This window comes from Flavobacterium sp. (assembly GCF_020217025.1).
Lineage (GTDB): Bacteria > Bacteroidota > Bacteroidia > Flavobacteriales > Flavobacteriaceae > Flavobacterium.
On sequence record NZ_JAIWOF010000017.1, the window covers coordinates 1 to 10000 of the forward strand.

At 34.3% G+C, this 10000-nt stretch carries 5 protein-coding genes; 1 reads left to right on the top strand and 4 read right to left on the bottom strand.

Annotated elements, in window-relative coordinates; all coding sequences use genetic code 11:
- Positions 1-34: 34 nt before the first annotated feature.
- From pbpC to LDL23_RS00730, 4 genes are all read right to left on the bottom strand, one after another.
- Positions 35-2368 (bottom strand): penicillin-binding protein 1C, encoded by a 2334-nt coding sequence (gene pbpC / locus LDL23_RS00715; RefSeq protein WP_291263988.1) that lies wholly within the window; start codon positions 2366-2368, stop codon positions 35-37.
- Positions 2369-2414: 46 nt separating this feature from the next.
- Positions 2415-3293, bottom strand: coding sequence for a hypothetical protein (locus tag LDL23_RS00720; protein WP_291263989.1), 879 nt, complete (start codon positions 3291-3293; stop codon positions 2415-2417).
- 52 nt (positions 3294-3345) lie between these two features.
- A complete protein-coding gene (locus LDL23_RS00725; protein ID WP_291263990.1) occupies positions 3346-8838 on the bottom strand; it encodes an MG2 domain-containing protein in 5493 nt (1830 codons plus the stop codon).
- A 114-nt stretch (positions 8839-8952) separates the two neighbouring features.
- A complete protein-coding gene (locus LDL23_RS00730; RefSeq protein ID WP_291263991.1) occupies positions 8953-9393 on the bottom strand; it encodes a nucleoside deaminase in 441 nt (146 codons plus the stop codon).
- A gap of 42 nt (positions 9394-9435) precedes the next feature.
- On the opposite strand from LDL23_RS00730, the gene LDL23_RS00735 reads away from it, so the two are divergent.
- A partial coding sequence (locus tag LDL23_RS00735) for a 1-deoxy-D-xylulose-5-phosphate synthase N-terminal domain-containing protein (protein WP_291263992.1) occupies positions 9436-10000 on the top strand: 565 nt, incomplete at its 3' end.

The following is a 10000-nucleotide window of genomic DNA, read 5'->3' on the forward strand; positions in this document are numbered from 1 at the left end:
ACCGCCTTTCGAAAGATTGGCGGTTTTTTTGTTTTTATTCACTTTCAAATTGCACTTTTCGCCTAATTTCGTTACCAAATTCATCTACTACCGTAATGACATGAAATCCTGTTGTAGCAAAAATAGGTTTCTCATGAAACGTTTTAGTGCCTCCCACATATTTATCATCTAAATACCAAAATAACTCTGCATCGGAATTAGAATGTGCTACTTTGATAATGGCAGGTTGTAGTTTGCTTTCAAAATCTTTAGTAAGTATGATTTTAGTATTCGCTTTGGGATAAATAAAATCCATACGTTTGTCTTGTAAAGCATCAACACAATCACTTCTATAAGGCGGTAAATTTTGATAGTTTACATTTTTACTTTTATAATACCATTCCATAACCGGTGGCAAAACAAACCAAGATTTAGCTACCATCTCATCAACACTTTCGCAATTACTATTCACTCTAAATTGCTGATTTTTATCTAAATGAATTATTTTATGATACGGACAATTATCCGTCTTTTTCGCTGTTTTTGGAATCCATTGTTTTATTTTCGGGCAATGTTCCTGTGCTAAATAACCCGAAAGCTCACAAACTTCAACAGGATCTAAATCGTTATACGGAATTTCAAACCATTTTGATTTTGGCAATAATCTGAAAACATCAAATAGGATTGGAGCCGCGCTATCAACTCCGGTTAACAATGGTCTTCCCTCGCCCGTTGCATTTCCAACCCAAATTCCCACAACATAGTCTTTGGTCACACCAATTGCCCAAGCATCTCTGCTTCCAAAACTTGTCCCTGTTTTCCATGCAATTTCTAATGAAGAATCGTAAAATTTCCATGCTTCATCGCCTTCTGGTCGATTGACTTCTTTCATTGCATTAAATGTTTGCCAAATAGCACCTGCACCAAAAATGTTTTTCTGACGTGAACTAGTTCCAAAATCAGGTTGAAAATTCGCATCATAATTCAAATTTAGCATTTCATTCTTACGATATTTAGCATCGTTTTGGTTGAAATACGTTAGCGTAGAAGACATATAAGCATAGGCTTTACATAAATCCCATAAATTCGATTCCGCACCACCTAAAATCAATGATAAACCGTAATTTGAAGGCTGACGATTCACATTTCGCAACTTCAATTGCTGTAATTTTTCATAAAACTGATTCACCGAATAATCTTGCAACATCAAAACCGACGGAATGTTCAACGAACGCGCCAAAGCTCTACTCGCAGGAACCGCTCCATCATAAGTTAAATTAAAATTCTGAGGTGAATATCCTGAAATCTGCGTAGGAACATCGGGAACCAAAGTTTGCGGTAAAATATAGCCGTCATTCAACATGGCAGCGTACAAATAAGGTTTCAAAATACTTCCTGTACTTCTTGGCGCTTCAATAACATCAACATCTTTTTGATGTTCTTTATTGGTTGGGCTATTTCCAACATACGTAATCACGTTTCGTGTTTTCACATCCACCACCAAAACCGAAATATTATATACTTGGTTTTGTTTGTAATAATTATAATATTGCTTCACAATTTCGTTAGTACGCTCTTGCAAATCCAATTGAATGGTAGTTTTTATTTTTTCTGCAGGATGTTCTTTAGCCACTTTTTGAACCAAATGAGGTGCAATTTGTGGCACATCAAATGGTTTTTGAGGCAAGCTTTCTTGTAATGATAATTCGTAAGTTGCTTTGTCGATGACTTTATCGTTGTACAATTTCTTCAATAATCTATTGCGTTTCGCTAATAATCGCTCTTGATTTTTTCCGGGATAAATTAAGCTTGGCGCATTGGGTAAAACTGCTAAAGTAGCGGCTTCTGCCCACGATAATTGATGCGGTTGCAATCCAAAATATTTCCAAGACGCCATTTCCAAACCTACAACATTACTTCCAAAAGGTGCATGCGCACAATACAATTCCAAAATTTTATCTTTCGAATGGCGAAATTCTAAACGAGTTGCAAGAATCATTTCGATTCCTTTTTCAAAATAGGAGCGCGATTTTCCATTTCGGTGCAAACGAATTACTTGTTGGGTTAACGTACTTCCACCTCGAACTACACGATTTGCCTTTCGATTTTGCTTAAAAGCGTGATACATGGAAATTGGGTTAAACCCAAAATGTTTATAAAAATGTTGGTCTTCAAAAGCAACAATACATTTTTGAAATTTATACGGCACACTATCACTTTCTGGAAAACGCCATTGCCCATCGGAAGCGATTTTAGCTCCTAAAAGCTGCCCGTCTTGACTTTCAATTACGGTGGAATAGTTGTTTTCAAAAAGTTTTCTTGGGAGTGAAAAATAGTAAACAACCAAAAGCAACAACAAGAAAATTGATTTTATCTTATTGTTTTTCACTTTTAGTTTAATGAAATTATAGAATTTCTGGAATCGATTTTTCACTTTAATTATTTTCAAAAAAGTTGTCGTAAAATTGATTTAACTTTTTGCCTCGAAACGATTTTTTATACACCAATTGAACCGAATCTTTCTCCAAAGTTAAATTTTCTGAATACTTAATATAGTAATCATTATGCTTCATGTCGGCAATTTTTAAACCAACTTCTACTTCTTTAAATGAAATAAGTTTCTGATTTTTCCAATAATAAATGGTTTTAGTATTGGGCATATACCAGCTTCCGCCGTATTCGACTTCAACTCTGCTCGATTTTGGTTTAAATTCGTACATACTTGAAAAAAATCCACCACCATCTATAAATTTATTTTCATCTTTTGAAAAACTGTAAAAATTGTTCCAATAATTGCCGTTCATATTGGGATGTCCTTTCGAATGAATTTCTTTAATTCCATCGTTGTCTAAATCCACTAAATCAAAATAAAAAACATCAACATATATTTCATATTTGCTAATTAAATTCCATTCTTTATTTTTAAGTTGATAAAACATTAATACGGTTATCCCTTTTTCAAAATCATAAACTTCTGGACAAACAGCTGCAAAAACATTTCCGTTATTTTCTAATCTTGTAAAAGCAATGGCTTGACCATTATAGATTTCGAAATACCCTTGTTTGCCTAAAGCATTATAAATGGAATCAGAATTTAATTCATTATCAATATTTATATTCGCTTTTAAAATACTGTCAATATTTATAGTTTTTTCTTCTTCAATTACTTCAACTTTTTGATAAGTTACGGTATCAACAACACTAGTAGTATCACTAATTGAATCATTATTGTTTTTAGTCAAATTTGATTTATTGCTTTTACAACTTGTAACTGTTAATAGTAAAAACATTCCGATTTTTAGAGCTATTTTCATTTGGGAAGAATTATTACTTCATTGCATTTACACAATGAAGTAGTTTGATAATTTATTTCACGATTTGCACCCATTGTCCTTTGGTTCTTGCCAAATAATTATTGTCGTACATCGCTTCACATTGCACTCCAGGGAAATAATATTTTCCTAAATAAGTTGCATTTAACAACATGGTAAACGTTTTGGTTTCGCCTGCTCTAATTCCGAAATAGAATTGCGTTCTGTCATCACGAATATCGATGTAATCGGCTTTGTTTTCGGCATAACTTCCAAAATCGGTATAACGTGAATTCATGATTTCAAATCCAGACGGAACAATTTGCGAAAGTGCTACATTTTCTAATGTTTCATCCGATTGATTTCTAATGGTTACTTGCGCTACGATTTCGGTTCCTTGTTTAACCGAACTTAAATTTAAAACAGTTCCTTTTCTATCTTTATAAACTACCGATGTAGAGAAATTTTTCTGAATTTCTTTTTCTTGTCCAACAGGTAAAATTCCACTATTCAATACACGAACATAAAGCGTTCCGCTGTTTTTATTTTGAATTGTTACCGAATTAGAACCATATTTCGCAACTAAATTTCTATCGACAAATGCTTTTTTAGAACTCACTGTTTCTGATTTTCCAGCTATAGAATACGTCATATTCACACCTTTTCCGCCATTTTTAAGTGCAAATTTGGACATCGCATACAATCCAAAAGCAGTAGTTTGCGTACTCATGTAACGATTAGACGATAAATCTTTGGCTAATTTGTTTGCCATTTCATACGCTTTCGTTTTGTTATCTACCAAAATGTACGTTTCTAAAACCATAGCTCTATTTCGTTCTTCTGAACCGTAGTAATAATCCACATATCGTTTATCTTCTTGACTTGTTGTTGTTCCAATTAAAGATAATGCGGCTTTCTTTTGACCAGCTAAAGCATAAGCGGCTGCTAATCGTAGTTTCGATTCGTTTGAGATTCCAGTAGTTTCTCTAAGTCTGTTCATTGAACCCATATCGGCTGAACCTGCTAATGCTAAAGTGTATAAACGATAAGCTTGTGCAAAATCGTTACGGTATTGTGCGTTGAATCTCCATTTTTTAGCTTCAGATTGTTGGAATGAAATCCATTTATTTTTAAATCCGATTGGTAAAACATAGCCTTTTTTCTCCGCTTCAATTAAGAAATGTCCAGCATAAGAAGTGGCCCAATCATCCACATAATTATTTCCTTGCCAATAACTTAATCCGCCATTTGATAATTGGAAATTGCCTAACTTTTGAATTCCAGCATTGATATTTCGTTGAATTTCAGCTTTTTTGTTGGCATCAACATCCATAATATCCGCCAAATACAATTGTGGAAATACAGCAGACGTGGTTTGCTCCACACAACCATGCGGATACTGAATCAAATAACTCAATCGCCCATTAAAATTGATGGTTGGGAAAGACGAAACTTCTAATCTTGCTTTGTTACTTCCTGCTACTCCAAAAGTTTTCCAATTGATTGTTTTAGAACCGTTTGCTGGAATTACCATGTCTACATAATCATTAGTAACTGGATTTGGATTCGTAATATCAACTTCCACAGCATAGGTCGATTTTTCTTTTCCAGATGTGGCAATGACTTCTATTTTTCCTATTCCTGTTGCGCTTCCAACTTCTAAATTAAAGTAGACTACTTTTTCATCTGGCGAACTGAAACTTACATTTTGAGTTGCATTTCCAATAATTCGTACTCCGTTATTTGTTTTTAATTGCACATTAACATTTTTCACTTGGCTTTCCATTGCGAAAACGGTTACCGGCAACATAATTCTTTCGTTTGGAGAAATTTTTCTTGGTACCGAAGCCAATACCATAACCGGTTTTCTCACAAAAGAAGTTTTTTCTACACTTCCGTAAGCACTAGTTTTAGCATCACCTGCAACAACCATTGTTCGCACCGAACCAACGTAATTTGGTAACGTAATCGTATGTGATTTGGTTTGTCCTTTTTCTAATTTAAATGGTCCTAAATAAATGACAACTGGTTTAAATCGATTCGCTTTTTTGGCATTTCCTCCTGCTAAATCTTGGTCACCTCCAATACTGAAAATCTGGTTGATTTTTCCACCATAAGCACCAATTACATCATCATAAACATCCCAAGTTTTTACGCCAAGCGCTTGTCTTGAATAGAATTTTTCCCAAGCATTCGGTGTTTTAAATCGGGTTAAGTCTAACAAACCATCATCTACAATTGCTATGGTGTAGGTCATTTCTTTACCTGATTTTTCACTTACTTTTACGATAGTTTTTTGTTCCGGTTTTAACACCGCAGGAATTGATACTTCAGGCTCTAAAACGGTATTTTTATTGATTACTTCTACAGGCAAAATTCCGTACATTCGAATAGGTGTATCGTTTATCGTAGAAGCATGTGGTTTTAACAACGAAATATGGAAATACACATTTGGCGCCATATCACCTGTGATAGGAACTTCTACTTGTGTTTCGCCTTTTTTAGTGGTTGCCCAAAGTGTTTTGATGACTTTTGAACCGTTTTCAATTGAAATTAAAGCTCTTCCGCCTTCACTTGATGGAAAAGAAACGATAGCGTTTTCTCCAACATTGTATTTCTCTTTGTTGGTTGTAAATACTAACATATTTGCCGTTTCGCTACTTCCTTGACGCGATTTTCCTGACCAATAAGGCCAATCGATATAAGAAGTTAAACTTGTTGCGTGACCATCATTTGTATCTTCTACTCGAATTAAATATCTTCCCCAATCGGCTTCTGGAACTTTAAATTGAACACTTGCTTTTCCTGAGGCATCAGTTGAAACCACGTAATTTCTATAAGCGGTTGTTACTTCCGAAGAATTATATTGTGATAAATCATCTCCGTCAGAATTCCACCACCAACGCCATTCTACTTTATAGACACGAACTTCTAAATTTTTAACTGATTTTGGTTTCCCCAATTCATCTAAAGTCACAATATCATAACGATTAACTCTATCGGTTTCTAACAAACCATATTTGTTTGGTTCTGGTGCTTTTATTCCAACGTAAGTTTTATACGGAGAATACGTTGCTGTAGCTACATCAGTACTAAAATCACCTCCATTTTCAAAGGCTTTTGTTTGAAAAACCATTTTCAGTTTTCCTGGTGCTTGACTTGTGATTTTAGGTTGAATCGCAACTTTAGCTTTTCCTAAATCGTTTACTTTTCCTGAAAAAACGTTTACTTCTTCGGTGTAGAATTTACGTACTTCGTCATCAAAATCATATTTTTCATATTTTTTGAAAACAGTTTGTTGTTCTAGAAATTTAGCTTGCATTTCTACTTTCAAATTTTTCGCAACCGCTCCATGTAACCAAGCTACTTCGACTTCGCCACCGTTTAATCTATTGCCCGAAAGTTGTTTATCTGCAAAACTATTTTTAATTTTTAAACGGTTTGGCTTGATGGTTTCAATCTTGATGCTTTTGTAAAAATGTACCCCACCAACCGAAATTTTAACCTCCCAATTTCCAGTTGGGTCGCTATCTTTTGTAGCTAATTTGAATTTATAATGGTTTAAACTATTATATTTTTGAACCATTTGGTAACGCATTTTTCCTTGCGGATCGCTTAGTTTAAACGTAATTGGGTGCGATTTTTCTAATTTGCTTTCCACATCATTCAACATGAAAGCCAAATGCAGTGTATCGCCTGGACGCCAAACGCCTCTTTCACCATAAATAAACCCTTTTAACCCTTTTTGCAATTCTTCGCCACCAACATCAAAATTACTTACCGACAAGGATTGCCCTTCATCTAACTTCACATAAGTTGTGTTCTTGTCTTTTGATACAATCGCAAAAAAAGCATATTTGTTCAACTCGGTTTTCGCTATTCCTTCGCTATCGGTAGTGATAGTTCCTAAAAGTTGTTGTTGGAAATTATACAATTCAATTTTAGCTGATGCAACTGGTTGCGTAGAAACAATATTGTTCACTGCAAAAACATACGAACCGTTTCCGCCACGTTTTGCAATAACGCCTAAATCGGAAGCGATAACATTTGTAAAAATGGTGTTGTTGTAATAGTACGAATCGGTACACGGATCTTCTCTTTCATACCAATCATAGCCTTCGTAATAGTAATCGTCGTAATAATCTTGACTGCTTCTTACTTCATCGTCTTGTTCTTCCTCTTCTTCGTTTCCTTCATCAACGTAAGCCGAAGTACATTTGTAAAGTGAATATTTTCTTTTGTATGATATTTCAACACGATAAATAGCACCTGGATTTGGTGTAATTATTTTAGATAAATCAATAGCATACGCATTCCATTTGCTAGAATTTTGTAATTTGTTTTTATTTAATGCAATAGTTTTTTTAACGATTGGCTGCGCCACTTTTCTTAGATTTTGACTTCCGTTTAACTCGTTATCTTGAAGGAATTGAAGAATGTTGTTTTTGTAAATTTGGTACACTTTAACGTCAACCGCACTCAGATTTACCGATTCAAAATTAATTTTTAAATTGTTCGAACTTGGCAAAATGGTTCCGCTTTTTATGAAACGAACTCCAGGTTTTACTTGTTCGAAAGTAACTTTTTCGGAAAAGTTTTGTTTCATTTTATAACCATCTTCGCTTTCAATTCCTTGAAAAACTTCTACTAAAAGTTCGCCTTTTAAAGGTTCGTTGAAAAACACTTTTAGTAAATTTCCTGCGGTTGCAAAACGTAAATTTAGAGCCGATTCAACTTGTACTAAACCAGAAAAATCTTGATCTCTGTTTAAAGGATCAGAAAAGTTTAATAATAAAACTTGATTGTTATCTTTCTCAACTTCGGCAGAAACTATTTTAAAATTACTTTTTCCAGGAATATCGTAAAGCATTTCGCCTTTTTGATCAATATCAAATGGAGTTCCATCCCAAGAAATTTTAATTTTACTATCTTCAACTTGTCTTTTAATACTGTCGATTACAAATTTGTATTCCTTTTTATTGCTTAACTCTTTGACAAACTTTACCTTAACTGCTTTATCTTCTTGATTAACAGAAATAAGTTTTTTTGCAGTTTCAAAATCCAAATCATCGCTCGACGTGATTACTCCGTTTAAATATTGGTAGTCTTTGCTATACGATTGTAAATCATTGGTAGTTACCATAAAATCTTGCTTTATGGTTTTAATTGTGAAGTTAAAATCTTTCAATTTATCAGGAACATTCGTTAATTCCGACAAATGAAGCGTGACTTGATATTCTTTGTTTTGGTCTAATTTTTTTTCTGGAATAAAAGCGATGGTATTATTAGAAAGTGCTACTACTTTTCCATCAACACTTGGGCTAATGGTGAACAAATTTTCATCTAACTCTTCGTTGGCTGTCCATTCTTTTTTATCAAATGCTAAAACTACTCTAATGTCTCTGTTTGCCGAGACCAATCCCGAACTAAAGTTGAGAATATACGCTTTGAACTGAGAGAAATCAGAATTGAAATCTTTAGCGCTTTTAGAGCACGACAAAGCTACAATCAATACAAATATCAATTGTAAAAAACGAGTTGTTTTCATTTGGAAGGAGATTAGAGAGTTAGTTTGTTTTTGTTCTCAAATTAGCAATAACAAAAACCGTGCAAATTCTTACGTAAATATAAAAATATTTTTGAATAAAATCCTTACAAAAATTTATCGCTTATTTTTAAAAAATGCTTTCATCAAATCGGCACATTCTTTTTCTAAAATACCTGAAATTACTTGGGTTTTCGGGTGTAATTGCGTTCCCATTTTTTGAAATCCTCGGTTTTCATCTGAAGCACCAAAAACAATTTTAGAAATTTGTGACCAATACAAAGCACCTGCACACATTTGGCAAGGCTCTAAAGTCACGTATAAAGTACAATCTTTTAAATATTTTCCTCCGATGAAATTCGCGGCGCTGGTTATGGCTTGCATTTCGGCATGAGCGGTAACATCATGAAGTAATTCTGTTAAATTATGCGTTCTTGCAATGACGCGATTGTCAATCACAATTACGGCACCCACGGGAATTTCGCCTTTCTCAAAAGCTACTTCGGCTTCTTGTAAGGCTTTCTTCATAAAAAACTCGTCGGTAAAAATATTCTCCATAAGTACAAAAATACAACAACCAATTCTTACTTTTGTGCTGTAATGGAAAATTTGCTTTCAAAAATTAACAACCCAACTGATTTAAGGAAACTTCCTGAAAATCAATTGCCTCAATTAGCCAAAGAATTGAGAGACTTTATCATTGATATTGTTTCCAAGAAAGAAGGGCATTTGGGCGCGAGTTTAGGCGTTGTAGAATTAACGATTGCATTGCATTATGTTTTCAACACACCAGAAGATTTACTAGTTTGGGATGTAGGTCATCAAGCTTACGGACACAAAATCTTAACCGAAAGACGCGACATTTTCCACACGAATAGAGAATTAAACGGAATTTCAGGTTTTCCTAAACGAAGTGAAAGTATTTATGATACGTTTGGCGTTGGACATTCTTCCACTTCGATTTCCGCTGCTTTAGGAATGGCATTGGCTTCGCAGTTAAAAGGAGAAGTTGACAAACAGCATATTGCAGTAATTGGTGACGCTTCGATTGCAAGCGGAATGGCTTTTGAAGGCTTAAATCATGCGGGAGTTACTGATGCGAATTTATTGGTGATTTTAAATGATAATGCTATTGGAATTGACCCAAGTATTGGCGCTTTGAAAG